This window comes from Zobellia roscoffensis (genome assembly GCF_015330165.1).
In the GTDB taxonomy this organism is placed as follows: Bacteria; Bacteroidota; Bacteroidia; order Flavobacteriales; family Flavobacteriaceae; genus Zobellia; species Zobellia roscoffensis.
The window spans coordinates 3148096-3174763 of sequence record NZ_JADDXT010000002.1 but is presented as its reverse complement, the minus strand read 5'-3'; the positions used below and the strand labels follow the sequence as shown (position 1 = coordinate 3174763).

The 26668-nt window shown below is 38.7% G+C and carries 17 protein-coding genes; all 17 read right to left on the bottom strand.

What is annotated here, in order from left to right; genetic code table 11:
* Positions 1–10: 10 nt before the first annotated feature.
* The 17 genes from IWC72_RS13045 to IWC72_RS12965 all read right to left on the bottom strand — a co-directional run bounded on the left by IWC72_RS13045 (position 11) and on the right by IWC72_RS12965 (position 26662).
* A complete protein-coding gene (locus IWC72_RS13045; RefSeq protein ID WP_194530046.1) occupies positions 11–3154 on the bottom strand; it encodes a SusC/RagA family TonB-linked outer membrane protein in 3144 nt (1047 codons plus the stop codon).
* Positions 3155–3564: 410 nt separating this feature from the next.
* Entirely contained in the window at positions 3565–4977 is a 1413-nt protein-coding gene (locus tag IWC72_RS13040; RefSeq protein ID WP_194530045.1) for a sulfatase-like hydrolase/transferase, read from the bottom strand.
* Positions 4978–5026: 49 nt separating this feature from the next.
* On the bottom strand, positions 5027–6622 hold the full coding sequence (locus IWC72_RS13035) for a sulfatase family protein (RefSeq protein ID WP_194530044.1): 1596 nt from the start codon (positions 6620–6622) through the stop codon (positions 5027–5029).
* Between the two features lie 92 nt (positions 6623–6714).
* Positions 6715–8529, bottom strand: coding sequence for an alpha-L-fucosidase (locus IWC72_RS13030; protein ID WP_194530043.1), 1815 nt, complete (start codon positions 8527–8529; stop codon positions 6715–6717).
* A 54-nt stretch (positions 8530–8583) separates the two neighbouring features.
* On the bottom strand, positions 8584–9924 hold the full coding sequence (locus IWC72_RS13025) for an alpha/beta hydrolase family protein (RefSeq protein ID WP_194530042.1): 1341 nt from the start codon (positions 9922–9924) through the stop codon (positions 8584–8586).
* 262 nt (positions 9925–10186) lie between these two features.
* Positions 10187–11056: an AraC family transcriptional regulator gene (locus IWC72_RS13020; protein WP_194530041.1), complete on the bottom strand. Its 870-nt coding sequence runs from the start codon at positions 11054–11056 to the stop codon at positions 10187–10189.
* A 30-nt stretch (positions 11057–11086) separates the two neighbouring features.
* A complete protein-coding gene (locus IWC72_RS13015) occupies positions 11087–12559 on the bottom strand; it encodes a sulfatase-like hydrolase/transferase (protein WP_194530040.1) in 1473 nt (490 codons plus the stop codon).
* 31 nt (positions 12560–12590) lie between these two features.
* Positions 12591–13355, bottom strand: a complete 765-nt coding sequence (locus IWC72_RS13010; RefSeq protein ID WP_194531154.1) for an SDR family NAD(P)-dependent oxidoreductase — start codon at positions 13353–13355, stop codon at positions 12591–12593.
* A gap of 33 nt (positions 13356–13388) precedes the next feature.
* Positions 13389–14219, bottom strand: coding sequence for a 5-dehydro-4-deoxy-D-glucuronate isomerase (gene kduI / locus IWC72_RS13005; protein WP_194530039.1), 831 nt, complete (start codon positions 14217–14219; stop codon positions 13389–13391).
* A gap of 21 nt (positions 14220–14240) precedes the next feature.
* On the bottom strand, positions 14241–15554 hold the full coding sequence (locus tag IWC72_RS13000) for a sugar porter family MFS transporter (protein ID WP_194530038.1): 1314 nt from the start codon (positions 15552–15554) through the stop codon (positions 14241–14243).
* Positions 15555–15560: 6 nt separating this feature from the next.
* Positions 15561–16769, bottom strand: coding sequence for a DUF4861 family protein (locus tag IWC72_RS12995; RefSeq protein WP_194530037.1), 1209 nt, complete (start codon positions 16767–16769; stop codon positions 15561–15563).
* A gap of 31 nt (positions 16770–16800) precedes the next feature.
* Positions 16801–17541, bottom strand: coding sequence for a DUF6250 domain-containing protein (locus IWC72_RS12990; RefSeq protein WP_194530036.1), 741 nt, complete (start codon positions 17539–17541; stop codon positions 16801–16803).
* 240 nt (positions 17542–17781) lie between these two features.
* Positions 17782–19224, bottom strand: coding sequence for a sulfatase (locus IWC72_RS12985; protein ID WP_194530035.1), 1443 nt, complete (start codon positions 19222–19224; stop codon positions 17782–17784).
* 63 nt (positions 19225–19287) lie between these two features.
* Complete coding sequence (locus tag IWC72_RS12980; RefSeq protein ID WP_194530034.1) at positions 19288–20937, bottom strand: sulfatase family protein; 1650 nt, start codon at positions 20935–20937, stop codon at positions 19288–19290.
* A gap of 35 nt (positions 20938–20972) precedes the next feature.
* The gene (locus tag IWC72_RS12975) at positions 20973–22430 is read right to left on the bottom strand and encodes a sulfatase family protein (protein WP_194530033.1); all 1458 of its coding nucleotides are present in this window, start codon (positions 22428–22430) and stop codon (positions 20973–20975) included.
* A gap of 256 nt (positions 22431–22686) precedes the next feature.
* On the bottom strand, positions 22687–23910 hold the full coding sequence (locus tag IWC72_RS12970) for a putative glycoside hydrolase (RefSeq protein WP_194530032.1): 1224 nt from the start codon (positions 23908–23910) through the stop codon (positions 22687–22689).
* A gap of 10 nt (positions 23911–23920) precedes the next feature.
* Positions 23921–26662: a hypothetical protein gene (locus IWC72_RS12965; RefSeq protein ID WP_226979560.1), complete on the bottom strand. Its 2742-nt coding sequence runs from the start codon at positions 26660–26662 to the stop codon at positions 23921–23923.
* Positions 26663–26668 lie beyond the last annotated feature (6 nt).

Below are 26668 nucleotides of genomic sequence, written 5' to 3'. Positions count from 1 at the left end.
CATTTTTTGTTTAGAAAGTTGCGTTCAACCCAATCATAAATACTCTAGGCTTTGGATATTGATCAAAGTTTACCTCTCCTTGTCCAAATGTGGTATCACTAGTTTGCACCTCTGGATCATAACCTTCATATTTTGTGCTCACAAAGAAATTTTGCGCAGACGTATATATCTTTAACCTGCTTAGCTTTAGTTTTTCAGAAATATCCGGTGAGAAATTGTATCCCAACAATAAGTTTCTACCTCTAATAAACGACCCATCTTGAATCATGTGAGAGGTGTCTAAATTATCATAACCTGCAGATACAGGTCTCCACTGTGCAATTTCCGTATCCTGGTTTTCAGGCGTCCAGGCATCCAATACGGTAGCAAGACTGTTTGCAATACCTTGGCGATTTTCTTGCGGACGGGTAGTGATGTACATGATATCATTACCATACTGAAACTGTAAATCCACCAATAATTCAAAATTCTTGTAGCGGAAGGTGTTTATTAAGCTTCCGTAACCATCAGGAATACCTTTTCCAATAATGGTTCTATCTGCCTGATTGATAACCCCATCATCATTTCTATCCTCAATCTTAACATCTCCTGGTAATCTGAAATATGTTGCCGCTTCATCCGCTTCATCGGTTCCCCATGTTCCCAGATTAACAAGGCCAAAGAATGAACCTACAGCCTCTCCCTCTCGAATGATTGTTCTACTAGAAAAAATATCACTTCCTCCAGAAAGCGCGACTACCTCATTTTTATTCATTGCAATGTTGAAATCCGTGTCCCAAGAAAAATTATCGGTGGCAATATTCCTGGTACTTAAAGAAAATTCAATACCCTTATTTTCCATACTTCCAATATTCCGAAATACCGAGGCATAACCACTACTGGTGGGCACTGGTGAGTTCAGTAGCATATCTTCGGTCAGTTTACGGTAGATATCCGCCTCAAAGGAAATTCTTCCATCAAATAGACCAACTTCAATTCCTGCATCTACTTGGTTTGTTTTTTCCCATTTTAAATCAGGATTTGCCAAACGATCTATACCAATACCATTAACAACCGAGTTATTAACCACATAAGCATAGTTTCCTAAACCTGGTAATGCTCCGTATGCAGGTATTTCCGAGTTACCCGTAACACCGTAACTAGCTCTTAATTTAAGATTGGATATTGTTTTAGATTCTTTCAAGAAATTCTCTTCGGAAACTTTCCAAGCCAAGGCCGCTGAAGGAAAGAAAGCGTATCTATTGGTATCTCCAAATTTGGATGATCCATCTACACGACCTGTAACAGTCAATAAGTATTTATTTTGAAGTCCGTAATTGATCCGTCCGAAATAAGAATTCAGGCCATAAGCAAAAGCACTTGACGTTGGATTGCCAACCACTGATCCTGCTCCTAAATTATCGAAGCTAAAAAAGTCATCCGAGAAATTCTCCGCTCGGGCACTAAATGCCGTATTATTTATATGTTGCCATGATATCCCCAACAAACCAGTTATGGAATGGGTATCAGCAATCTCTTTGTTATAGGTCAGGTAATTTTCAAATTGCCATGAAGTATACTCATTTGCCGATCTTTCTGCGTAACCGTTTGTATTCGTTCCAATAAAACTTAGTTCACGGCCAGCATATTCATCCGTTTTTTGCTCTACGTTATTTACACCTATGGAAGTTCTAAAATCCAGTCCCTTTGCCAAGGTAATATTGGCGAATATGTTTCCTAGTATGGTATTAGTTCGCAAAAACTTTTTGTACTCTTCACCTACCCGTACTGGATTTGGACCTCCTTCCATTCCTGGATAATCCGCATTACTAGCCCAACTACCATCTGGATATTTTACTGGAACAATTGGAATATTTTCAATCATATTTCTACCTACCCACGAGGCGTGAATGACTCTTTCTTTTTGATTATTATAACTAAGACTACCGCCTACTTTCATCCAATCCCTAATATTGGAATCAAAAACAAAACGACCAGAATATCTCTTTAACCATGAATCTTTCATGATGCCTTCTTCGTCCATATAACCAAGAAACGCACCATAACTACCTTTCTCATTTCCTCCTGTAAACGACAGTTGGTGGTTCTGTGTGAAGGCCGCCCGGGTTACCTCATCTTGCCAGTCCGTATCATAAAGCGGATTGCCGTTGGCATCAAAAAGTTTTGGATCATTTCTTTTTAAAGCAGGGTCTGTATACTTGCCATTGGCAAAGCCCACTGCATCATATTTTTCTGCATTCTGATAGGCGACCTCTTCTATCATCAAAAATTGTTCGGAATTCAGTACGTCTACTTTTCGGGAAAGGTTTCCTAAACTGTAATAGCTATCATAGCTTATTTTCCCTCCTGATTTATTTCCTCTTTTCGTAGAAACCAGAATAACACCATTAGCACCCCTAGAACCATATATTGCCGTTGCCGAAGCATCTTTTAAAACTTCAATTGAAGCAATATCATTAGGGTTGATGTAATCTATTGGAGAACTATTATTGCCCAATCCCGATGAGACCAATATAATTCCATCTACTACATACAATGGATCATTAGAAAGACTAACCGAAGAATTTCCTCTAATTCTGATATTAGATTTTCCTCCCGGTCTACCTGAATTAATAGATACGCTTACACCAGGCATTTTACCTGATAAGGATTGGGTAAGGGAAGCGGCGGGACGCTCTTGCAACTCGGCTGCAGAGACAGAACCAACGGCACCTGTTAGGTCACTTTTCTTTTGGCTACCATAACCAATTACAACCACCTCATCTAAACTTGCAGCATCCTCCTCCATGGTTACATCTATACTACTAGATGCGCCAACCGCTAGCGACTGAGTTTTCATACCAATGTACGAAAAGACCAATACATCTCCCGAACTTGCAGCAATCGTATATTTCCCATCAAAGTCAGTTTGTGTACCTGTTGTTGTGCCATCTATTAGAACATTCACACCTGCAAGTGGTATCCCTGCATTATCCAATACAGCACCGGTAATTTGCTGTTGAACATCTTCAAAATCAAGTTCTGAAGTTATGGGAGCGCTGCTCGCCTGAACTTCAGAAATTAATGCTGGTAAAAGGAATGCACAAAAGCATACCTTAAGAATCTCCTTTGGGATAATGCCAAAGGGGTAAATTTTGGTTGTCCGTTTTTTCATTTTCTAGTAATTAAGTTAGTACGATGGGTTGGCGACTGCGAATTAAGTATATCGCAATAATGGTGTCTTAAAAAATTAATATATCATATCAAAAAACTATATATTATCATTTTAATAAAATGACACAGCCAAAACTAAGAATGTAAAAAAGCTCTCACCACTAAAAAAAATACCAGATTAGATACTTTTTTTGCATAAACTGTATTACTTGCAGCTTTTTAATACGGTTTTCACTACTCTTTAATTTGATGAAATTCAATATTTTAAATACTTAATCCCATAAATACCTGAAAATTTCACTTCCATATTTTGTAGGTTCTGATACATCATTATTATAAAAAAAGCTCCACGTATGGAGCTCTCTTATTCGTATGAAATTGTACAAGGATTCAATTCACTTTCTCTTGTAATTATTCATTTGTGGAACCTATTGAATTTCTTTCTTCTGAAAATGAATTAGCAGGTGGACTTTTTGGTAGTGATTTTTCGAATGTTTTGAACTTATCCATTAGTTCTTTCTTCTTTTCTGGATTTTCTACCGACACATCTTTCTGCTCTGCCCAGTCAGAAGAAATATCATATAATTCCGCTCTTCCTAGTTCTTCATTTGCTAACAACTTCCAATTCCCTTCTTGTACACCTGCACTTGGCCAAAAATCAGGTCGATCATTCGGAAAGCGCCAATCCCAAAAAATCGGCTTTTGTCTTTCAAAAGGTTTTCCCATAATAGCCGATACTATACTTACCCCATCAGGTTCATAATTTTCAGGATAGGTTGTATTCGCTAATTCTAAAAATGTGGGTAGCAAATCTACCGTAGCCAATTCTGTAGTTCTATCAACCACACCAGATGGAGTTTTACCAGGCCAGCGCACTAGAAACGGTATACGCACACCGCCTGCGAATAAAGAACGCTTACGACCTTTGAGTCCCCCTGTTTCTCCTACAGAATAATAAGTTCCCATACCAGGGCCTGTAGAATTATCATCGGTAGTTTTAATTTTTCCGGTTATTTCAGGTCCATTATCCGAAGAAAAAACTACCAATGTATTTTCATCTAAACCTAAATTTTGCAAGGTTTTAAATAACTCACCAATGCGGGCATCATACTCCGCTATCACCGCTGCGTAAACCTGTTGTTGTTCCTTTAAATGAGCAAATTGCTGCATGTACTTTTCTTTGGGATAATGCGGGGTATGTGTAGCATGAATCCAAGCATTCACAAAAAACGGTTTGTCTTTGTTCCGTTTTACAAAATCAATCGTTTTATATAGGGTTGAGTCTGCTTGCATTTGATGCAGGTTACTCGGTAAATTAAACGCACCGTACTCATCATAACCATAATCCAACGGACTAGGTGCATCTTTAATATGGGTATTTGAAAGATGCCATTTTCCAAAATGAGCGGTGGCATACCCTGATTCTTTTAGCATTTTTGGAAGTAAGGGTGCTTCAGGGTTTAACCAATCCGGCATGCCTCTTTTTATATGTGATTCCACAGATGCAAAGTGACCGTGTACACTCTGCCTTGCCGGAAATTGCCCTGTCATTACGGCAACTCTACTTGGTGAACAAACGGGATTCACCACAGAGAAGTTTTGAAAGTCCATGCCCTCTGCGGCCATTTTATCAAGGTTTGGGGTTTCACAAAAGGTACTACCATGAATACCTAAATCACCATACCCCCAATCATCGGCAAAAATGAATATGATATTGGGCCGGGTGTCTTCATCAACCGCTATCTCTTTTTTACCTTCTTTTTTATCACCACACGAAAGAATTATCAAAGCGCTAAAAAGCAAGAGTTTTATTCCTATTTTCATTTCTTGGTTTTATTTAGTTTAGTAATTGTCATATTCATCCAATTTTGAGTTATGACTTTATCCAATCAGGCATATCCCAACCTTCTTTCACATAAGATTGAGGTGTACCTGGCGTAGTCCTGCCCTCTTCAATAATTTTGGCGATTTTCTGAGTAAGTCTTTTTACTACGTCCGGATTATCAAAATAAAGATTTGTTGTTTCTCCTGGGTCTTTTTCCATATTGTATAATTCGTATAGGGCTTCACCTTCTTTTGGTTCAATAATTTTAGGTTCTAAAGAACCTCCAGAACCCCGAAACATATTTAGTTTCCATTTCCCTTCTCTAATTGCAAAACGACCCGAAACGGAATGATGAATTACAGCTCCTCTTACCGTTTTATCATAACTATCCCCTTTTAGTATTGGCAATAAACTATAACTATCCTCACCTGCATTATCCGGAAGCTCTACCCCAACAATATCGGCAATGGTAGCCAAGTAATCCGTCTGGCAAACGGGCACATCAGATTTTGTTCCTGCCTGTACGCCGTTGGGCCAGCGCATAAGAAAAGGAACCCGATGGCCACCTTCATAAATATCTCGTTTGCCTCCTTTAAAATTGAGACTACTATAGTGTCCATATTTTTCCCGCTGATAAACGTAGTTGGTCTCCGCTCCGTTATCCGATGAAAAAATTACTAGGGTATTCTCTTCAATTCCGTTCGATTTTAGTGCTTTAAGAACTTGTCCTATTCTATGATCGGTTTCTTCCATAAAATCGCCATAATTTCCGCAGTTACTCTTCCCTTGAAAATCAGGATGCGTACAATGCGGTAAATGTGGACTGGTCAATGGCAGGTATAAAAAGAACGGTTTACCTGCTTTGGCCTCCGTTGCAGATTCGCTAATATAATCCACAGCTTTATCAGCAAATGTCTTTAAGACCAACTCATCGTTAAATGAGGGTGCGACTTCTACCCAGCCACTTGTGCCTTCTTTACGCTCACTTATATAGGGTGGTGTCATTCTATACCCTTTCGGGTCAATACTATCACTAAATGCACGTGGTCTTTTATCCGCTTTCTTTTTAGTCCATAATACAGGAGGATCTAACACCTTGTCATTTTCCAAATACGTTAAAATGCCATAATTCATAGATGCCGGAATACCAAAATAATAATCAAATCCCTTCTCTATTGGACCATCTGTAAAGGGCTTTGACCAGTCACGGTCTTTCCCTAAGCTTCCTTCAAATTCCATTTGTAGATGCCACTTTCCTATCATGGCCGTTTTATAACCATTTTCTTGAAGTAAAGAAGCAATGGTCATCCTATCCTTTTCGATTAAACAAGGTCCATCAGCTCTTAGAACTCCTTCTTTTAAAGAGGTCCGCCAACTATAGCGCCCTGTTAGCAAAGAGTATCTAGATGGTGTACATACCGCATCACTGCTATGCCCATCTGTAAAAATGATGCCTTCATTGGCCAATTTATCCATATTTGGCGTGTTGAATTTAGCATCGGGATTAAGTGCGCCAACATCTCCATAACCTTGGTCATCTGTATAAATGACAATTATATTGGGTTTCTGGATGTTTTGAGCACCTAGGGTCATTGAAAACAACAATAATAAAGTTCCAAGAGTTTTATGTTTCAATATTTTCATAATCAGTTTCTTTATTAGCTTTTTGACCTTTTCCTTATACACCATCCATCCCATTTTTAGACATGAGGCACGGAGAGGTTTTTTTTAAAGTATTACTCCATGCTTCCTTCTGGTGTCAACCGTATTTCTTTTAGACTTGCGTTGTTCTTTTTACCATCTATCAAAGAAATAGTTATGGTATGCTTTCCGGGTTTATTAAACTTTATAAGTCCCATTTCATAATAATTATATACCACTGATGAATTTTGCTGATTCTGAACCACAACTCCCTCATCTGAAGTTATATTCCAAACCAAACGGCCTTCTCCTGCATAGTTTAATTCAGTTTGATAATAACCAGGGTCTTTCACCTCTATTTCCCAAGTCACATTACTTCCTTCCTTCCAATCTTGGGCCTGTTCAATATGCTTCCATTCCCCAAATTTCTCCATCCATCTTTTCTCTGTAATGGCGCAACCCTCTGCTTTTGCAAAATCTACTGGTAATACTGTGGAAAAAACCGGGTCAATACTATTGGATACAACTACCTCTGGGCTTCCCTCTATTTCTAGTTCTATAACAGATATTAATTTTTCGTTTCGTCTTGCCGGTAATGAAATAGCTACCCAACCATCTTGGGTTGTAGTTTCCAATTTTTGACCTTTTCCGTCCACTAATAAATCAGCAGACTTAATCGTATTCTTTAACCCTGGAAGCCATAGTTTACCATCTAACGGCCATTTGTAAACACAAAGGTTCAATTTGCCATCAGCCGCTATGGTTGCATCACCCCAAGGTAGTGCATGACCCCATGGTGAAGACCCAGTTTTATATACTACCTGAGGATACTTGCTAATCCATTCCCCTGATGCTCTCAGCGATTCTTGGGCCTCAAAGGGAATTGTTCCATCTGGTGCCGGCCCCACATTTAGCATATAGGTCCCGCCACGGGCCACAGTAGAAATAATACTTTTTAAAATCCGTTTTGGGCTTTTCCAATTTTGGTCGTACCAAGCGTACCCCCAAGAATCGTTCGTTACGTCAACAGTTTCCCAAAGTCCACCAATATTTTTTATGGGAATGTTCATGTCCCCTAAAGACTTATAATCGCCTAAACCATGACCGGCCCTTCCTGAAATCATAGCATTAGGTTGATGCTTGCGAACAACCTCAACCAATTCTTCCACATATTTTTTCTCCATATTACCGGGCGTATCGAACCACACCATGGCGATATCACCATAGTGGGTTACAATTTCTTTGACCTGCGGAAGACACTTTTCCTTGAAGTAATAATCAAAACCAACTTCTTTTCCTTTCTCGTTTACCTTTGGTCCTCCATTGCCTCCAGGAAATGTCCAATCTTGATTGTGCGAATAATAAAAGCCAAAACCAAGACCCAGTTCCTTACATGCTTTTGATAGTTCCTTCATAGGATCCCTAGCAAAAGGCGTGGCCTTTACAATATTAAAATCGTTGCTTTTGGAATTGTACATCGCAAAGCCATCATGGTGTTTACTGGTAACTACAATATATTTCATTCCGGCATCTTTGGCCAGTTGAGCAATGGCCATAGCATCAAAATTTACGGGATCAAAGGTTTTAGCCTCAGCCATATACTCACCCACAGGAATATTCGCACGTCTGGGGTTCATTATCCATTCGCTAATACCATAATACGTACTGCCTTTCCATGTATTGGCAATCTTTGAATAAATCCCCCAGTGAATGAACATAGCGTAATTACCATCATTAAATAATTTTGTTCTAGAGTCCGGTGCATTGGCTCCCAATGAATTTTGATGCCCCCACATCTCATCCATATTTTCTCCTTTTTCTTTCTTTTGGCTGAATACAGAACCACTTTGAAAGAGGAACATCGCAAATAATATCAATACTGTATTTACCTTGGTATGCTTAAGTTTCATTGGTTTGGACTTTAAATTGAATTCGATTAATTATAACACCTATTGCTGACAAGTTTACGGACGATTACCATCCACTATTCTCATGGGTGAACTATACATTCTACCTTCTGAATTGATAATATTTATGAAATAAGCAACTGCTTCGTCAGGCAGCTTTGCTGAAATTGTTTTACTAGTATCAGATACTTCAGCAGTGGTTTCGACCCACTGGTAACTGTCCTTTCCCCAATCACCGGTATCTGTGGTATAATACAAATACCCTTTATCTACTTTTCCTTGATATTGATACAACAATTTCTTGTTTTTGTTTTGGATGAGTTTTGGTAATTCAGGTGCAGTACCATTGTTTGTTATATACTCTGCAAACGAGTAAATTGACTCCGATGCCCATCCTGCTTGATGACCATGTTTCATATTATGCCCAATGGATAGATATTTTTCGTTAGGAGAAGCTTCATAGGTTTTAGTAAAGCTGTTCATGGTAAAATGAAAATCGTTGGTGCCATTTACAAAAAGTGTTGGTTGTTTTTGAAGCGGCACATATAAAGATGGCTCCCAAGTATTCAAATAAAACGTTTGTTGCGCTTTACTTAATTGGCCTAGCAGATTACTATAATTAGGAGTTTCCTGTAAATAACCACAACCGTAAACCGGTACAGCAAATGCATACCGATTATCTACACCTGTTATGACATTAGTTAGAATACCTCCCCAAGAAATGCCTGTAATCCCAATGTTATTTTCGTCTACATTTGGTAGGCTCTTCAATAAGCTTGTAGCTAGCATCACATCTGCAAGTGCGTGAAAAAACCATTGATCTTCCAATTTTTCTACAATTACATCCCCAAAAAAGCCTTGTCGCTTGGGTCCGGAATACTCAAAGGTCTGATACTCCTTTTTCTCATTCTCTCCGGTAATTTTATCTCCAGGAATTTGGCCTTCCAAGGCTATTGCCATTGCAATGTATCCCCTGTTGGTCCATTCTTTGACCCAATCAACAAATGCGGTACCTCCACCTCCATGCACTAAGACTATTGCAGGGACTTTATCTTTTTTAGCCAGGTTTTCGGGTACTCCGTACCAACTAAACACTTGTGTTGGTTTTCCTTTATAAGGTAGACCTTCATAAAAAATTCCATTTATATTATCTTCTGATTTTTCAGCATCAAACTCACTAGTAAAATTGTACTTCGGGGTTTCTAACACACCACTTTCGATTAAAGTAGTTTTAACCCAGAAAGGACCTTCAGTAGTATTTTCTAATAGGATTGTTTGCTTTTCAATTGTAGAAGTTTTGCTTTGTCCATTCAAAAATATAGCGCCCGTAATAAGCAAAGCGCCTGTTAAAAAGCCTTTTGCACCAGATTGGAAATATTTGAATTGACCTACCCGCATTTTAAAATTTTGAAAAAGAATTTGTTTCGTACCGCTACTATTCCGAAGACTATTTACAGTAATCGATTTAAAGTAAAATCAACTTGGATAAAGATTATAAATGAGAAATACTCAATTAAACAAACTGAACTATTAAAATTACCTAAATAATTAGAGTGATTATTATCAATATTTCAATGTGGTTAAAACTAATAATCTATCGTGTGGTCAACTACCAAAAAAAATACTATTTCTAATACTTTTTTTGCGCAAAAAGGTATTTTTAGTCGTTTGAAGAATGATATTTCAAATAAGCAGAAGGTGCCAAACCATGAATAATTTTAAACTGCCTATTAAAATTGGAGATGTTATTAAATCCAGACAAATAGGCTATAGAAGTAATACTTTCTTTATTCTCCAAAAGTAGCCTACATGCATAACCTACTTTTATTTCATTAAGGTATCTGGTAAATGATTTTTTATGGGTCTTCTTAAAAAATCTACTAAATGCCGATTTGTTCATACCGGTCATTTTGGCCACATCACTGGCACTAATCCCATCATTAAAATTTTCAAATACATAGGCGTAAATTTTATCCATACGCAGATTATCCGTCTTTTGAAAAGCATTTACGAAGCTAGTGGTTGACAGCAACTGGTAATTTTCATGCTGTGCCAACTTTGATAAAACCTCAATAGTTTTAAACACACGCGTGGTGGGATCATAGTCTATAAGCTTCATAATTTCAGCTACCAACTCATCATTTAAAGAACTGAACTTAACACCCCTATTGGCTCTAGCTAGTAGGCCGGCCACTTCTTTCATTTCAGGTATATCAAAAAATCCTTTTCCTAAAAAATCTCTAGTAAAATGTATGGCGAAAGCTTCTGCCTCCAATGAGCTATCCGGTTGAAAATAAATTTCATCGTTCAACCACATGTGTGGTACATTTTTTCCAATGAGCACAACTTCGCCTTCTTGAAACTTTTCAATACTATCGCCTATAAAACGTGTTCCAGAACTTTTTAGAATAACCACCAATTCAATCTCTGGGTGATAATGCCATACCCTTAAGAAATTTGGGTACAGATTATGGTTGACCGAAAATGATCGATCAGAAACAGATGTTCTATTCAATAGATGAAGTTTCATGTACCGCTATTTAATTCATAATTCTAGATTTTATTTTACTTGATTCCAAAGTCTATAAGGATCATCATGTGATTCCATTTCTGCTAATAACAAGGCTTCCATTTCTGCCAATTTATTGGCGTACCGTGGATTATCTGCTAGGTTCGTTTCCGTCTCACCTTCTTTTTGATGTTCTTTTAGATATTCATTTGGATTTTCGGCTAGGTTAAAAAGTTGAGTTTCGCGAACCGCTCCATCCATCATATCGTACTTAATCAATTTCCAATCGCCTTTTTTCACTGAGCGCATACCTGGTTTTGTTCCTCCGGAATACACTCCGTACATCACATCACGGACAGACTCTTTTTCACCTTCTAAAATTGGTTTAAAACTAGCGCCCTCTACTGTTTCAGGAACTTCTATACCTGCTAAATCACAAAGTGTAGGTAAAATATCCAACAGATAAATATTCCCATTTACCCGTGTTCCTGTGTTTATACCAGGGCCTTTTATGATAAAAGGCACACGCCACGTATGCTCATATAAATTTTGTTTCCCCATAAGACCATGTCTACCAATGGACATACCATGATCAGAGGTATAGATGATATAGGTATTTTCCAATTCTCCCATAGCATCTAATTTTTTCAATACTTTACCCAACTGAATATCTATATTTTCAGAACAGGCATATTCCCGGCCAAGCTCATTGCGAACTGTTCTTTCATCCCTATTTTTCCAAACACCACTTACACGTTCTTCGTCCCGTAGTTCTGGGTGTCCATGAAAAAATGGATGTGCATTTAGGTAATTATCCTGAAGTTTTGGCTGTTTGATATATGCCAAGGGGAGACTGTTCTTATCCGTATGATTGGTTGCTCCATATTTCTCCAATAACTCCGGTGTTCCGTCTCTCGTATCATGAGGATGTGAAAAGCCAAAGTAAATAAGAAATGGGTCGGTTACGGACTTGTCTTCTCTGTCATTTAAATAGCTCAAAACTTGTTTTGAGTGCCAGGCGCTCCCCGTTTCTTCAGTGCCTCCTCTTTTAGTTGCATCGTTGACTACAGTAAACTGTTCGTTAGCCGCAGGATATGAATTCCCTTGTTTACAGGTTCTCATAGTCTTATAGCCAGCCCGATTAAAAACAGCTCCCATAGTCTGCTTTTCCAAACCTACAGGCTCTTCAGGATTTTTAAAATCTCCTTTTGAAGGCAGATGCCAAACGCTTCGCCCGCTCATTATCATATGTCTAGATGGTGTACAAACGGCCCCTGACCAAGACCCCATATGTCTTGCATTCTCAAAAACCATCCCCTCAGACGCTAATTTTGAAATTACAGGGGTTTCCAATATCGATTTCGGGTCATACACCTGCAAGTCGAATGGAGATTGGTCATCCACCAATACGAACAAAAAGTTTGGTCGTTTTTTAGTCTCCTTGTTTTTCTCTTGGCCAAAGGCCGAAAAAGAAAGTGATAAGGCAAGATATACCAATGTGAAACCCCTGTAATCTATTTTCATTTTAGTGCCTTTAAAGTTTGGTTATGTTTTGTTATCTGCCCATCCAGCCACCATCTACTAGCATCACGGTACCCGTCATGTAATTTGATGCTGGGGAAGCCAAGAATACAATTGGCCCTTTAAAATCTTCTGGTTCGCCCCATCTTCCGGCCGGAATTCGCCCTAAAATGGATGTACTACGGTCTTTATCATTGCGTAAAGCTTCCGTATTATCCGTAGAAATATAGCCTGGAGCAATGGCATTTACCTGTACTCCTTTCCCGGCCCATTCATTTGACAACGCCATAGTTAACTGACCTATCGCTCCTTTTGAAGCGGCATATCCCGGAACGGTAATACCTCCTTGGAACGTCAATAATGAAGCGGTGAAAATGATTTTTCCGTTCCCTCTTTTCACCATTTCTTTTCCTATTTCCCTAGAAAGTATGAATTGTGCATTTTGGTTTACTTCAATTACCTTATCCCAATACTCATCACTATGTTCGGTTGCCGGTTGTCTTAAAATAGTACCAGCATTGTTCACCAAAATATCAATAGTAGGGTTTTCTGATTTTACCTTTTCAAGAAACGCATAGAGTGCTTTTCTATCACTAAAATCGCACTGATAGGCTTTAAAGCTTTTCCCCAACTCGGTTATGCGATTTTCAATTTTTGAACCTGAAAGCTCCAATGAAGCGGAAACCCCAATAATATCCGCTCCGGCTTCCGCCAAAGCTTCCGCCATGGCAAAACCGATTCCACGTTTACACCCTGTTACCAAAGCTGTTTTTCCTTTTAAACTGAATTTATCCAATATCATAATTTGTTCTAACTATCGTTTTTAAAAAATTTAAAGTACCCCTTGTAAAGGTTCTCCATCCATATCCGTAAAAGCTTTATTTTCACCAGCCATTCCCCAGATAAACCTATAGTTACTTGTACCCGAACCTGAATGGATAGACCATGGTGGAGAAACTACCGCTTCAAAATTTTTCATGGCGATATGACGTGTTTCTTGGGGTTGCCCCATGTAATGCATCACAATATTATCCCCAGGAATATCAAAATAAAAATAGACTTCCATTCTACGTTCATGGGTGTGCGGTGGAAAGGTATTCCAAACGCTTCCTTTTTTCAATTCGGTATACCCCATTACCAACTGGCAGCTCTGAATTCCGTCTTCATGAATGTACTGATATAATGTTCTTTCGTTACTGGTTTCTACAGCACCTAACTCTACTATATTAGCATCTGAACGGGTTGCTTTTTTGGTTGGATACTCTTTGTGTGCAGGAGCGGAATTCAAATAAAATTGCGCCGCCTCGGAATTGTCCGAACTCGCAAAACTTACCTCTTTTGAACCTTTCCCCACATATAGAGCCTCTAAATTTCCCAATTCAAAAACTTCACCGTCTACGGTAACTGTCCCTTTACCTCCAACATTGATAACGCCCAATTCTCTTCTCTGCAAAAAATAATCGGCTTTCAGTTCATCATAACTTTCCAGTTGAAGGTCTTTGGATTTAGGAAAAGCTGTTCCATATATAAAACGATCATAATGCGTATATACCATGGTTATAGCATCTTCACCCATAAGGTCCGAGCTGTGAAATTCTTTTCGTATTCTTTGTGTGTCGTATAATTTGGCATCATCCGGATGCACAGCGTACTTAACTTCCATTTTCTGATTTTTTTGATTTAATTATTTTGTTATTATTTTTTGTAACTCTTCTAATGTCTTCCCTTTTGTTTCCGGCATCATGAAAATGACGAACAACAGCTGCAGTACCATCATACCGCTGAAAAAGAAAAACACAATCCCAGGGTTTGATAAACTACCCAAAGCAATAGGCATGATGAGGGTTATCAATGCAGCGAGCACCCAATGGGTAGAGGTACCGAAAGACTGCCCTTGAGCCCGTAATTTTGTGGGGAATATCTCGGATATAAATACCCAGATTACCGCCCCCTGCCCAATGGCATGCGAGGCAATGAACATGAAAAGGAAAATTGGCACCATCATTCCTTCCCAGTCTAACATAAAGGCCAAACCGACCATAGTTAAGGAAATAATATATCCAATAGAACCGATGTACATTAATACTTTACGCCCTACTTTGTCTATTAAATAAAGTCCCAATAAAGTAAATACCAAATTTGTAACGCCTATACCAATACTACTCAGCAAAGCCGAATTTTCTCCCAAACCTGCAGAACTGAAGATCCGAGGTGCGTAGTATAGAAAGGCGTTAATACCGGATAATTGATTGAAAAAGGCAATCAAAAAGGCCAGCATTAAAGGGAATTTATATTTTTTAACGAACAATGCGGATTTCTCGGTTTGTTCAGCTTTCAACTCATCAATGACCGATTCATCCAACTCGGTACCCGTGAGGTCCAGTTGTATCCTCTTTGCTCCCTCCAAATCATTTTTCTTCTCCAGCAACCATCTAGGGCTTTTAGGAACCCCCAACATAGCCAAAGTGTAAATTAATGCCGGTAGCGCTTCAATACCGATCATCCAACGCCAAGGTTCCGAGCCAAAATCCTTCAACAAGAAGTTAGAGATAAATGCAATCAGAATTCCGAAAACGATGTTGAACTGATACAATGCCACCAATCTACCACGGCTTTTGGCCGGTGCTATTTCAGAAACATACGTTGGGGCGGCAACTGTTGATGCCCCTACTCCAAGACCTCCAAGAAAACGAAAGAAAGAAAACAGATACGGATCATTGGCCAAGCCTGAACCCAATGCTGATATAAAGTAGAGTATACCTATCCATAAAAGGGTATTTTTTCTTCCTATTTTATCACAGGGAATGTAGGCAAAAATAGCACCTAAAACCGTTCCCCAAAGTGCCATAGACATAATAAACGTGCCATGAAAAAGGTCCGAAGTACCCCATAAAGTCTGTAATTGTTGGTCTGCTCCCGAAATTACGACAGTATCAAAACCGAATAAGAATCCCGCTAGGGCCACTACAAAAGATGTAAAAAGCAACTTAGTTTTCATAGCGCTTTATTTAGATTTTTTAACTGAAACAGACAATGGACTAGACAAAACCTGAGACTGTTGTTTAAGTATATTTTCCCAGTCTTCTAAAGAACTAACCTGTCCACTTTTATCCCAAGCGAAACCTGCATAATACGTCAGTTTTTCTTGAGGTTTGGTGACAATAAGCAAGTTGCTCTGGTCCATAACGTCTGATTTATAAGCCATAGCCTCCTCTATCACTTTAGGATCGAGAACAATTCCTTCTCCTACTTTTGTGCTATCAATAGTTTCCCAATGACGGAACCGCCCCTCTTCTTTGTTTATAGCGGCATCACCTTCATTTTTGTGCAGCGTAATACCCACCGTGTAATTAGGAACCTCTTTTTCAGAAGAAAGGGATATATCGAATTTTGAAAAATTAGAACCTAAATCAAGGGTAATGCGCTTGGTTTCCTTCACTCCATATGCACTCCACGGGGCATAGTCCAGCTCAAAAACCGTTCGCAAAGGCCCGTCAGCCAATGTTCTAGAAGCCGTAAAATTGTTGGAAACCAAAAGGCTGTCGTTTTCCCAAATACCGATACCACCGGTACCACGGCTTCCGCCCACATGGTACGGGTCATACCCCTCACCGCGATCTTTATGGTAAGCGCCAGGATTGGCTTCGTGCGCCTTGTACCATTTGTTAATAATAGCTTTATCTGTTCGTTTTAACCACAAATCTATACCACTAGAAAGTGTGCTGCCCGGAACGCCGGCCAAAGCTTCTTTTTCTCCTGTAGGACCGTACGTTCTAAAAGCTACTTTATCATTTTCCCACGTATAATCATCCGTTCTTTCCGGTACGAGACGAGAATAAGCAATGACGTCACTCTCTTCTGCTGCTTTTGTACTGTCTATAAGTATCAAGAACTCAGAACTACCATTAGCGGCAACCTCAGCTTGAAAAAGCAATTCGTCATTTGAACCGTCTTGATCGTTATCCATCCACTGCATACGTAGGTACTCTTGGGTTCCAACTTCTTGAACTCGAAGGTGTTTCTCTTCATTATTTTCAAGAACTCCGGATAAATCTTCAATGTGCACGCCCACGATTTCATTTCTAGGAAAATCAAGGTTATTTTTAACTGCCACAGAAACTGTTTCACTCTTGGCTACAGGTTCGCAAGCCACTATCAAACAGAGTGCAGATAGCTGGGCGAGTTTTAAAGGAATAGATAGGTTGCTTTTCATGAGTTACGTTTTAGTGTTTCTATGCTAATTTTTATTCAAGGCTATAGACCTTAAAATTATCTATGGTCATGTGATTGTTAACTGTTCTAATACCGAAATATCCTGAGGAATATGCATTTGCATCATTATACTCTATAATTAATTCCCCGTCTCGGTAGTACTGAATGATTCCGTTGTAGGCTATAATTTTTATCTGGGTCAACGTATTCGCCTCTATAAGATATTTCTCTTTTGACAAATCATATTTTGGCAACAACGGCCGTTCACCATCTCCACTATACCTACGGAAGCGGGTTTTGGTATTATCGTGGCCACCAACCCCCATATAGTACAATCTAAGATGGTCATAGTTTGAAAATTTGCCCCCACGTTCTGCAGAATTAGCAAAAAGATTATCCGGATTCTCTAAATCTTTTGCCATCCAAAAGCAGTTTAGATCTGATACACGATCCTGTGGTCCACCTTCATCTATTACGTAAGCATCGTAGGTTATCATAAGTGGGCCTTGCAATTCTTTCATGAGCCAGACCGTACAACCGGCAATATCCGTAATTTCCATCTTTCCATCTTTTAGGCCTACTGTGCCTCCCGGCATTTGCTCTACCTTCCAGTTTTCCATCCCCAATTCAAAAGAATCCAAATACACTAAACTTGCATTTGCTGTATATGTATCATTAATTTTAACCTGTTCTTCCTGTGCAATTACCGCGCTTGAAATTACCCATACCATTAGTAAGGTAGCTACTAATTTGTTTTTAATTCTTTGCTTCATTTTTTTTTTATGTGATCTTGATATTTTTCTGCTTTGCCAATTATAGCCCCGTAAATTAAGTTAAATCTATGGCCCAAAGTAGAAAAATCAATTTCAATTCACTCAATTTTTTTTGACTAACAAAATAGGCATCTAGAGTTTCATTTGTATCTAATGTAAACCACATCTGTCCTATAATTATGCTGTTCTATTTTTGACTCCTTTAAACTTTATTGTCTTTTTAATTGATAAAAACTGTACTCATCTATTAGAAAACACAAATGCCTTGTTACCCATTTTGGCTAACATTTTATCCTTTAATTGTTTGACAACCTCTGGGTTTCCCTTTGAAATATTGAGTTGCTCCCCTTCAGGTGTTCGGTGATCATATAATTCAACGTCGCCACTCTTATGCTGTACAAACCGGTATTGATCAGTTCTAATTGTTGTTGCATGAGATTTAAAGGCAACTGCATCATGCCCTTCTGCATCGGCATTTTCTACAATAGCTTTTAAAGATGTGCCTTGTGCAAAATCAGGAATTTGCAAGGTGGTCATTTCACATAAGGTAGGAAATACATCTACCGATTCTACTATGGCATCCGTCATCTGCCCTTTATTACCCATACTTGGGTCATATATAATTAAGGGTGATTTCAGCGACTCTTCAAATAGACTGTGCTTTCCCCAAATGGCATGTTCGCCCAAATGCCAACCGTGGTCTCCCCAAAGTACAATAATCGTATTTTTATCGGCACCGGTTTCTTTTAGTTTCTTCATTATATCTCCTACATGTTTATCAGCATAGCTCACACAAGCAGCATAATACTTTTTAAGTTTCAATGCGAAATCTTTATCCTCACGAGGGTCTTTATCCCAACGGTTATAGCTCATAAATTCTCCCGAGCCATGCCAAGTGGTAATTCCCTCTGGCTTTTCAGGGTGTAAGGCTGGAGGAATATCCGCATTCTCATAGCGGTCTAAATAGCGCTTTGGAACCCCAAATGGCAAGTGTGGTTTTATGAGTCCGATCGCTAAAAAGAAAGGTTTGTCACCTTTAGCCAATTCCTCTAACTGTCTCACACCTTCTTCGGCAATATGCCCATCGGGATAACTTTTATCGTTTGCATCAACTGTCTCTAGTACATCTCTATCAGTAGATGTGCGCACCTTTCCAAAAGATAATCCGTGCATGGCGCCTTTTGGGTTTTCCCATTCCGCAACGGGCATTAGATGTTTATCCCAAGCGTTGGGCATTTCGGGAATGTTCTCGTCATCCCAATTCTCACCACCTCTTCCTCCCGGGTGATGTGATACCTTCCCTACAGAAACCGTAGTGTACCCATTGTTTCGAAACCACTCTGGCATACTAGCAGCTATACTTGCACTCTTATCTTGAGTTGCTTCCGCTCTTTTGAATAATGATTGATTGTATTCCCCTCTATATTCCAACCCATATTGTCCGGTCAAAAAAGCATAACGTGAAGGCCCACAACTAGGAGAATTTACATAATGACGACTAAACCCACGCCCTACAGATGCTAGGCTATCAATATTTGGAGAATGAACATAATTTGCCCCGAACGAATTGAGTTCTGGTCTAAGGTCATCTACGCAAATAATAAGTACGTTTTTTTGCTGGGCAATTATAACATTGCCAACCATACACATTAAAGTAAAAAACGTAATTATTTCTTTTCGCATTGAGCTGTTAGTTTAGATTTTAATAGGAACGCTATTTTTTATTTTGAAACAGAATGATAATGCCTACCAGAAATCGTTATCCTTTTCGGCTTTCATTTCTTTATAGATATCTATATATTCTTGATCCAACTCTGGAGAATCTTTATATTTCTTTCTAAGCTCTACTAATTTCTGTTTTAGTTCTGTTACTATTTCCGAATAGTCAGGGTCATCATATACATTATTCAATTCTTGTGGATCTTTTAGTCTGTCATATAATTCCCATTCATCAACATCATAATAGAAATGTGCCAGCTTATATTCTTTGGTTACGATACCATAGTGACGTTTTACCATATGTACACTCGGGTACTCGTAATAATGATAGTACACCGCATCTCTATTCCATTTTTCATCTTTACCTTTTAATAGCGGCATTAGGCTTTCCCCTTGCATATCACTAGGGACTTCTATACCTGCGGCTTCTAAAAATGTTGGCGCGAAATCTAAGTTCTGTACCATTTCATTTTCTACGGAACCCGGTTTAATGGTATTTGGCCATTTTACAATTAGAGGTGTTTTGAACGATTCATCATAAATAAACCGCTTATCGAACCAACCATGTTCGCCCAAATAAAACCCTTGATCAGAAGTATATACTACTATGGTATTTTCGGCCAAACCGCTTTCTTCCAAATAATCTAGAACCCTACCTACATTATCATCTACAGAGGAAATACATGCTAGATAATCTTGCATATAGCGTTGGTATTTCCAACGCATTTTTTCTTCATCGGTCATTGAAGGCCAATTCTTTTCAAAATCGGCATTTATTTCATCTAAAACCTCATCATACTTTGCTTTCTGTTCACTATTAGCGCGACCAAAGGGGCCATAAAACCCGTTTTCGAATTCCTCTACTTTTGGCGTTACCTTATCTCCCATTTTCGCCACCAGTTCAGGTCTAATTTTACTATCGTGACTGTACATCATATGGGTCAACAAATTCATCTCCGCAGTCTTTGCAGCCGTTCCGCGATTTTTATAATCATCGAACAGCGTCTCTGGTTCTGGAAACTCTTTCTTCGTGAATTCCTTGAACTTTTCGGGACTAGGCCACCAAGGTCTGTGCGGTGCTTTATGTAGGTACATCATCATAAAAGGCTTTTCTTCTTCTCGTTCTTCTTTAAGCCAATTTAAAGTCACATCGGTTATAATATCCGTAACATAACCGGTAATGGTAGTATCTCCTTTGGATGTATTAAAATCTGGATTGATGTAAAACCCTTGTCCTGGCAGAATCATAAAATCATCTACACCTTTAGGATTGTTACCAAAATGAAGTTTACCGAACATAGCAGTCTGATAGCCATTCTTTTGAAATATCTGCGGAAAGGTAACTTGCGTCGTGTCAAACGGCATGAGGTTATCTATCTTTCCGTTAATATGCGTGTGTTTACCGGTTAAAATAGTAGCTCTTGAAGGTGCGCAAATAGAATTGGTGACACTAGCATTCGTAAATAACATACCTTCTTTTGCCAACCGGTCTATATTGGGGGTCTGTACCAATTTACTGCCATACGCACTAATTGCCTGGTACGCATGATCATCTGACATGATAAACAATATATTGGGCTTTTTAGATTTTGATGTTTTTTCAACAGGCCGTGTTTCTTTACAACCCACAAAAATCAAAACACCAACTACTGCTGCGAAATATACTCGTATTCTCATTTTTTTAGTTTCAAATATGTTCATTCCCTCTCTATTTATTCTGTACGCTCCCAAATGTGACTTTCTTCTAAAAGAGCTTTATACTCTGTTTTAAGCAAAGCCTTCATTTTATTGAAAACCATAGGATTATCGACAACCAGATTAGCAGACTCTTTGTTATCCTCCTTTAAATTATATAGCTCAAAATCTGCCAATTCACTGCTTTTAATCAGCTCTTCATTCCCTTTGTAGATATTGTTTAAATTCGGAAGATACTCTCCGTCTTTTTTTAATCTTGCCAATATTTTATAATCTCCGTGGCGCATAGCCACTTGGTGTTCGTTCAAAGCATTATAAAAACCCCAAATCAGTGGTTTCTTTCTTGTAAACTGTCCGTCTCTAATCAGAGAAGCAAAGGACTCTCCGTCAATTTTAGTATCAGGCAGCTTGGCTCCTGTTAATTCGCAAAGTGTAGGTAGAATGTCTAAAGCGGAGACGACAGCATTAGTAGTACCATTATAGGTTTCCTTCCCCATCCACTTTACAATTCCGGGCACACGAAAACCGGCTTCGGTGGTCCAAAGTTTTCGACCTTTTAGTCCACCTGTTCTTCCAAAGGTTCTTTTAGCACCGGGATAACGGGCTAAAGTTTCAGGGCCATTATCCGAAGTAAAGATGACGAGGGTATTATCAGCCTTTCCATTTTCCTCTAGGTATTTTAACAATCGGCCTACCGCTTTGTCAACATTGGCAACATTGGCAAAGAATTGGGCCTCTGCTTCATTGTTCGCATATGGTAAATATTCCGCTACCAAATCTTCCGGAGAAGCAATAGGTTCGTGCGGTTCGTGAAAAGTTACTTGTAGATAAAATGGATTATCATCTGCTTTCTTGTCTAACCAACTCATAGCTTCATCCACTACAATCTGACAACTAAACCCTTCTATAGGGCCAGCTTTTTCTCCATTTCTTACGAAGTTTTTAGGGTTTTCATGACTAGGTGATGCGTTGTTATGTGTAGCGAACCAATAATCAAAACCAAAATAATCAGGCTGCGGTTGCGCGGGATTATTAAAAAGTGAACTACAGTGCCATTTACCAACCAATGCCGTTGAATAACCCACCGTTTTTAACCGCTCGGGTATGGTTTTTTCTCCTTTTTGTAAATGCACCAAATGACGTAAATCTTCGCTGTTTTTAGGGCCTGGTATAAAATCATAAACACCTGCTTTATTGGGGCTCCTTCCTGTCAACAATCCCACCCTTGATGGTGAACATACTGGTGCAGCTGAATAGAAATCGGTCATTTTAATACCGGTCTCCGCCAACTTATCAATATTGGGTGTCTTTATAGTTCTATGTCCGTATGAAGACAAGTCTCCATATCCCAAATCATCACATAAGAAAACTACAATATTGGGTTGACCCGATTCTTGCTTGCTCTGGGCTTCAACAGATATAACGCATATTAGTAGTACTATAAAAGAAATAAAACGAAAGGTAATTTTACTCAAAATTTATAAAGTTATAATTCAATTGCAATGTAATTCTAGTGATAGAAATAGGATGTAAATTATATACCCTATACTATAACTCATGATTCATTTGTCCATAAACAGTAGGATACATGAGGGTATACCAAACTTAGTAAGCTATGTTCGCGTATAAAACTAACCTTTTATCTTTGCTCAACTGTCATGTACTCTCATGGTTCAGGCAATAAAAGTATTGCTCTAAGTAATTAACACCTGTAAAAACTTGGACCATCAATCAATGCCAGGTAATTTTTGCCTTCCTTGCCTCCGTATCTACCCATACACTTGCATGTTCGAATTCACGGGTAAACTCCCACCCTTCTGGGTTTACACGTTTAAAAGAACCTTTAGGTGCTCCTAGTGGTTTTTGTAATGCGGGGTAATCTACCAGGTTACCATCTTCCAGATTCCAACCCCAATTCCATTGAAAATACGAATTTGGCTGAGCGCCAATAAGAAAGCAAGCTTGGTGAAATTCTAATTGATTATGAGACCTTTGTTCTATACCAATTGTTTTTGTGGCTCCAAGGGTAATATCATTTTTCCCTTTTCCTTTGGCACCGAAACGATAAATTGAAATTTTCCCAGCCTTGGCAACACGTTCCATAACGCCCCATTCTTTCAGTAGATTTTCCTTATTCGTAACAGAGGCATTATAATGCTCAAACATAAAGGCATCACAATATGGAAAAACCTCTTTTGTAGTGGCCGCATTGTTGCCTACCAATATTTTATCCGGTCCCATTTGTTCTCTAAGAGCTGCCATCATTTTACCTTTGGCTTCAGCTAATGCAGTTAAATCATCCACAGGATAATTTGCATTCACGTCCACATTCATACGGTCAATGAAAATACCATCTGCACCTGAAATTTTAATACCTTCAACAGCCGATTGCACCCACCATTCACGAAACTCCGGATTCATAGCATCAAAATAGTATGAAAATCCTATACTATTTGATTTTTCCAATAGTTTCCCCGTTTTTGGGTTGATAAATAAGAATTTGGCTAATTCTTTATCCTTTACAATCCCCTCAGGAGTAAGGTTCTTATTAAACCTGGTAAAAGGCCATGCCACGTAAGAATTATAATAGTAAAGAACCTTGGTATCCGGTTTTATTTTATGAAATGCTTCTACTTCATGTTTGGTGCCTAACACAGCATCACCTAGCGCATGAAACGCATGTGATTTCTCCATACAGATAAAATCGGTTCTATCTGAAATAAACTTGACTTCTTCAGGTTCTAAAACACGGTCAATATCACCAAAATGATAGTACATTGGGGTCGTTTCCCAGCTAAATTTTGGAAAATAGGACTGCGCATTAAAGCTAGAACCATCACTAGTAAGTAATGGTGGTTGTTGCTGTCCGTAAGCACAAAAACCTACTGCAATCAAACAGAAAATTGTGCTAAATGTTTTTATTGATCGAATTTTGAATAGTATGTTATTTTTCATCTTTATTATTTTATTCTATTACAATTTTTCGCAATGTTCCGGCATCAAATTTCTTCTCTAAATTTTTATACCTAATGGTAACCTGCACTTCGTTATTTAAAAGCAGCTCTCCTTGTTTTAATTCCAATACTACATTCCCGATTTCAGAAGCCAAAACAGTATAGTCATTAGCCGAAACCTCTTTTCCGTTTCCTATAAAAACTACCCAATCTCCATTCTTTTCATTCCCAACTAAAGTATAGCTAGCATCACTGGACATTTCTTTATAGTTTGCTTTTTGATGATTAGCTGATGAAAACACAAAATCTTCACGACCAGATTTATGTAGTATATTCAACCCCACAAATTCGGTATTCCCGTTTTCATCTTTAAAGCCTGAAATCTTTTCTATGCTTTTTCCTTCGGCGGAAGTAAAAGGTTCATATACCGATACAAATGGATGCTCCCATGCCTCGCCATGTTGACGTGCCGCAAAGGTTAAATAGGGTTGCTTATCAACTTTGTAGGGAATACCATGATTGCCTCTGAATGCTTTATTGGGTGGTGATTTTATGGAGAATACCTCACGCCCCTCTGTACCCTTCATCCATAAATTCATAAAAACATCATCCTCACCTTCGGGCATGTCTATTTTCCATTCGGCTTGGTAATCTTCTTCTAGTTTTACTGATTTTTTATCCCACATATAATCCAAGGCATAAAGGTGCCCACCTGCAAAAGCCATTTCTTCACTTTCGGTTAACTTCAGCGGATTTCCAATAGCATCCATCATCTGCATACTTTGTCCTAAATTATGGTAGTAATAGTCATGAAATTTATCACCTTTGCGCTGTTTTTTAGAGCGAAAAACATCAATATAATATCCGGTAGTTTCGCCTGTTTTAACAATACTTACCAACCTACTTTGATCACTTTGGGTTTCCGGTTCTAAAAAGTAAACATCTGAATAGGTGATATCTTCGTAAAAACCGTCTTTCTGCTCCGATTTTGGGTATTCTCCCAAAACATCAAAGCCGTGATAGCTCAACATTTCGGTATATGAGGAAGCTCCATCTACCATTACCGTGTTATGAGCAGGAAACTGAGAATAGTATTCTAAATAAATAGGTTGCAAATAGTTAGCTCCCTTACCCGGGTCCGCACCTTGAACAAAGCCTTTTCCATAGAGTTCCATATTGATGCCATTAGCATGCATATGGTTTCCTAACGAGCCATTTAAAGAGGCCATCATTCCATTGGTACCGGTTCCCATACGCTGTACATGCCAGCTAACACTTGGTGCATTAAAGGTTTGAGTGATATAATCTTTTATGTCGTGCTGCTTATATTTTGGATTTAAAACCAACGGCTTGGTAGCAAAAAAAGAAGAGATACTTTTGTCTTTTCTACCGCTATTTTTACCTGATTGCTCAGTATCTTTTGCAAACAAGCGATACAATCCCGTAAAATCTTCTTCTAACGCATCGTCCCCATTTTTCTGGGCAATTCTAATCATATCCCCTATTGCCTCGGTACTTATAGGTCCGTAGTACGAATCTCCAAATGCCACGATCTGATTGTTGGGAAACAAATATTGCGGCATCATTTTTACCGCTTTGCCCATCACCGGAGTGTACGGTAGAATATTATGGTCAAAAGTACTGTCAAAATCCCTTATGAAATGGGTAAGACTGCTGGTTACCCCTAAAGAATAACTGGGACATTCGTTCCACACTCCATTACTTTCGTCATAACCATAATCTATAAATTTTGATAACGACCATTGCCTTGCCGAAGTAACATTCAATATATAATCAATGTAATATTCGCGTCCTTTTTTATCCTCATAATTTTTGTTGTCTTGCAGCACCATTGCAGCTTTTAAAATGATGTTGGCTTGATGCAGATTCCAATTGTTCTGCGGTACTCCGTTTTTAATGACCTGATCTGTCCATCTTTTAATGGTCTTATCATACATAGCAATATTTTCTAGATGGTTGGCTTCTATATAGCCATGTAAAAAATCATACAAAATGGATACCTCTCTCAACGCTCTTTCATGTATCACTTGAAAATGTGTGAAACCAACAAGTGTTTGTATATGACCGTTCAGCAAGTCGATAGGTTCACTACGATACGACATGCCTTCCATATAGGTGTGGAAAATATCATAGGAAAACTTGGCAAAATTTTCGTCATTCTCTAACCAATATAGAAAGGCAGCATCTCTAGCCAAACCAATAATATCTTCGTTAATAGAAACAATTATATTACCGGTTTCGGATTGTTCCGCCCATTCAAAAGGATGCCCTTCTTTTGTTTTATTCGGTAAATACAAACCTCTAGGATCATCCATATACGGTTGTATATCTTCTAACTTAGGTTTACCATAAGATGTAGCAGAATTACGCGAACCCGTAAATCGAACCGTCGGAACCGGAGCTTCACCGTCTGCATGAGAATAATCTACCCCATTAACATACACGTTGGCAGACTTGGTTTTCCAATACATCTGTAAACGAGATACTATCCATTCAGTGTCGGATATATGACGCTCTACGTGTTCGTCAACTTCATCATGTAAACCTGCTAAAACATCTCTGGCCCACGCTTCTTTTTTGATGGTTTTCTGAAGGTCCTTCTTTTCAGCATTAGTAATGTATAGCCGTGGATATCCTTGTTCTAAATTTTCTGGAAGCGGAATAGCTTTGTTGTTTTGCGCAAAAATATAATGACCAATACATACAAAAATCAGTACTGCTAGTTTCTTCATAATGCT

Excerpts from the sequence above, each read along its gene's own strand:
- IWC72_RS12980 (WP_194530034.1), bottom strand. The coding sequence starts at position 20,937 with ATGAGAATACGAGTATATTTCGCAGCAGTAGTTGGTGTTTTGATTTTT.
- IWC72_RS13020 (WP_194530041.1), bottom strand. The coding sequence starts at position 11,056 with ATGAAACTTCATCTATTGAATAGAACATCTGTTTCTGATCGATCATTT.
- IWC72_RS12985 (WP_194530035.1), bottom strand. The coding sequence starts at position 19,224 with ATGCGAAAAGAAATAATTACGTTTTTTACTTTAATGTGTATGGTTGGC.
- IWC72_RS12995 (WP_194530037.1), bottom strand. The coding sequence starts at position 16,769 with ATGAAAAGCAACCTATCTATTCCTTTAAAACTCGCCCAGCTATCTGCA.
- kduI (WP_194530039.1), bottom strand. The coding sequence starts at position 14,219 with ATGGAAGTTAAGTACGCTGTGCATCCGGATGATGCCAAATTATACGAC.
- IWC72_RS13000 (WP_194530038.1), bottom strand. The coding sequence starts at position 15,554 with ATGAAAACTAAGTTGCTTTTTACATCTTTTGTAGTGGCCCTAGCGGGA.
- IWC72_RS13045 (WP_194530046.1), bottom strand. The coding sequence starts at position 3,154 with ATGAAAAAACGGACAACCAAAATTTACCCCTTTGGCATTATCCCAAAG.
- IWC72_RS13030 (WP_194530043.1), bottom strand. The coding sequence starts at position 8,529 with ATGAAACTTAAGCATACCAAGGTAAATACAGTATTGATATTATTTGCG.
- IWC72_RS12965 (WP_226979560.1), bottom strand. The coding sequence starts at position 26,662 with ATGAAGAAACTAGCAGTACTGATTTTTGTATGTATTGGTCATTATATT.
- IWC72_RS13025 (WP_194530042.1), bottom strand. The coding sequence starts at position 9,924 with ATGCGGGTAGGTCAATTCAAATATTTCCAATCTGGTGCAAAAGGCTTT.
- IWC72_RS12970 (WP_194530032.1), bottom strand. The coding sequence starts at position 23,910 with ATGAAAAATAACATACTATTCAAAATTCGATCAATAAAAACATTTAGC.
- IWC72_RS13015 (WP_194530040.1), bottom strand. The coding sequence starts at position 12,559 with ATGAAAATAGATTACAGGGGTTTCACATTGGTATATCTTGCCTTATCA.
- IWC72_RS13035 (WP_194530044.1), bottom strand. The coding sequence starts at position 6,622 with ATGAAAATATTGAAACATAAAACTCTTGGAACTTTATTATTGTTGTTT.
- IWC72_RS13040 (WP_194530045.1), bottom strand. The coding sequence starts at position 4,977 with ATGAAAATAGGAATAAAACTCTTGCTTTTTAGCGCTTTGATAATTCTT.
- IWC72_RS12990 (WP_194530036.1), bottom strand. The coding sequence starts at position 17,541 with ATGAAGCAAAGAATTAAAAACAAATTAGTAGCTACCTTACTAATGGTA.